Source organism: Agrobacterium tumefaciens str. B6 (assembly GCF_001541315.1).
Lineage (GTDB): Bacteria > Pseudomonadota > Alphaproteobacteria > Rhizobiales > Rhizobiaceae > Agrobacterium > Agrobacterium radiobacter.
In genome coordinates, this window is the sequence record NZ_LMVK01000035.1 from 1 (window position 1) to 1,730 (window position 1,730).

A 1,730-nucleotide genomic window follows, 5' to 3' on the forward strand; every position below is an offset into this window, starting at 1 on the left:
TGTGATTAAGCATGGAATAAGGACCCCGCACATGGGGTGATCGGCGTCCAAACGGGACCCCCATCTGCGATGGGGTTACAACAGCCTCCGGTTTCATCGGAGGCTTTTTATTTGGATGCTTATTGTGGAAACAATTCTGAAGATAAGACGGCTGGCCCATGTTCAGGGCAAGACGATCAAGGCGATCTGCCGGGAGCTTGGTATATCGCGGAAAGTGGTGCGGAAGGTTCTGCGCAGCGATGAGACGGAGTTCAAATACGAGCGGACCCGTCAACCTCAGCCGAAGCTCGGCCCCTGGCGCGATCAGCTCGATGGAATGCTGCTCGCCAATGCGGCCAAATCCTCTCGCGAACGGCTGACACTGATCCGGATATTCGAGGACTTGCGCGACCTCGGCTACGCGGGCGGTTACGACACAGTCCGGCGCTACGCCCGAACCTGGGCGAAGGAACGCGGCTCGGTTACGGCGGAAGCCTACGTGCCGCTCTATTATGCGCCGGGCGAGGCCTACCAGTTTGACTGGAGCCACGAGATCGTCGTGCTGAACGGCGTGACGACGACGGTAAAGGTGGCGCATGTCCGGCTCTGCCACAGCCGGATGATGTATGTGAGAGCCTATCCGCGCGAGACGCAGGAGATGGTCTTCGATGCCCATGACCGGGCATTCGCGTTCTTCGGCGGGGCCTGCACGCGCGGCATCTACGATAACATGAAGACCGCGGTAGAGACGGTCTTCGTCGGCAAGGAACGGCAGTACAATCGCCGCTTCCTGCAGATGTGCAGCCATTACCTGATCGAGCCGGTGGCCTGCACGCCGGCGTCGGGCTGGGAGAAGGGGCAGGTCGAGAACCAGGTCAATCTGGTGCGGGAACGCTTCTTCACGCCGCGGCTGCGCTTCAAATCCTACGATGAGCTGAATGGCTGGTTGCTGGACAAATGCATCAGCTATGCCCGCGCCCATAAGCATGTCGATCAAACGGAGCGCACGATCTGGGAGGTGTTCGATGCGGAACGGCCGCACCTGGTCGGCTATCCCGGCAAGTTCGACGGCTTCCACGCAGTGCAGGCCTCGATCGGCAAGACCTGCCTGGTGCGTTTCGACAACAACAAATACTCGGTGCTGTCCACGGCAGTCGGCCGCCCGGCCGAGATACATGCCTATGCCGATCGCATCGTCATCCGGCAGGATGGCGTGGAGATCGGCCAGCACGAACGCTGCTTCGGCCGTGGCGAGACGATCTATAATCCCTGGCATTACGTGCCGGTCCTGACCCGCAAACCGGGAGCGCTGCGCAACGGTGCGCCATTCCACGACTGGGTTTTGCCCGCCGCCATGGAGAAGGTGCGCCGCCGGCTGAAGGCCATGCATGACGGCGACCGGCAGATGGTGTCGATCCTCGAATGTGTGGGCCTGGACGGGCTCCCCGCCGTCGAAGCGGCCTGCCAGGAGGCGCTCGATCAGGGCGTATTCTCGGCTGCCGTCATCATCAACATCCTGGCCCGCAAGCGTGACCCGCAGCCGGCCGCCATCCTTTCCATTCCCGATGCGCTTCGCCTGACCCACGAGCCTCTGGCCGATTGCGCCCGTTACGACAGCCTCAGGAGGGCAAGCTGATATGGAACGATCCCAAATCCTCGACATGATGGGCACGCTGAAGCTATTTGGTATGCGCAGCGCCTATGACGAGATCATGGCCTCCGGCATCAAGCGGCAGCACGAACCGCCGCGC

The 1,730-nt window shown here is 61.6% G+C and carries 1 protein-coding gene and 1 pseudogene; both read left to right on the forward strand.

What is annotated here, in order from left to right; all coding sequences use genetic code 11:
* The first annotated feature begins 115 nt into the window (after nt 1-115).
* On the forward strand, nt 116-1,615 hold the full coding sequence (istA, locus tag ASB65_RS21005) for an IS21 family transposase (protein ID WP_060725266.1): 1,500 nt from the start codon (nt 116-118) through the stop codon (nt 1,613-1,615).
* A gap of 1 nt (nt 1,616) precedes the next feature.
* Nucleotides 1,617-1,730: pseudogene (locus tag ASB65_RS28990) on the forward strand (IS21-like element helper ATPase IstB); the annotation flags it as partial.

Coding starts and splice junctions, on each gene's coding strand:
- istA (WP_060725266.1), top strand. CDS start 116: ATGCTTATTGTGGAAACAATTCTGAAGATAAGACGGCTGGCCCATGTT.